The sequence below is a fragment of the Aeromonas piscicola genome (assembly GCF_000820005.1).
In the GTDB taxonomy this organism is placed as follows: domain Bacteria; phylum Pseudomonadota; class Gammaproteobacteria; order Enterobacterales; family Aeromonadaceae; genus Aeromonas; species Aeromonas piscicola.
Genome location: NZ_CDBL01000088.1, coordinates 789 through 1,105 on the forward strand (window position 1 = coordinate 789; position 317 = coordinate 1,105).

Consider the following 317-nt stretch of genomic DNA (forward strand, 5'->3'; position numbering starts at 1 on the left):
CGGACTGGCCCTGCTGGCCGAGGATCTGGAGCGCAGCGCCGATCAGCTCAACATCCGCCTGACCGACGAGTCCGCCTTCGAACTGGGGCGGGATCTGGCGCTGACGCCGGGCCGGGTGGTGCAACGCACCGAGCTCTACGAGCTTATCCAGTACAGCCCGACCACGGAAACCGTGGCCAGGACACCGGTGCTGATAGTGCCGCCCTTCATCAACAAGTACTACATCATGGACATGCGGCCCCAGAACTCTCTGGTCGCCTGGCTGGTCGCCCAGGGCCAGACGGTATTCATGATCTCCTGGCGCAACCCGGGGATAG

The 317-nt window shown here is 64.4% G+C and carries 1 pseudogene; it reads left to right on the forward strand.

Annotated elements, in window-relative coordinates:
* Positions 1-317, forward strand: a pseudogene (locus BN1128_RS24210) (class I poly(R)-hydroxyalkanoic acid synthase); the annotation flags it as partial.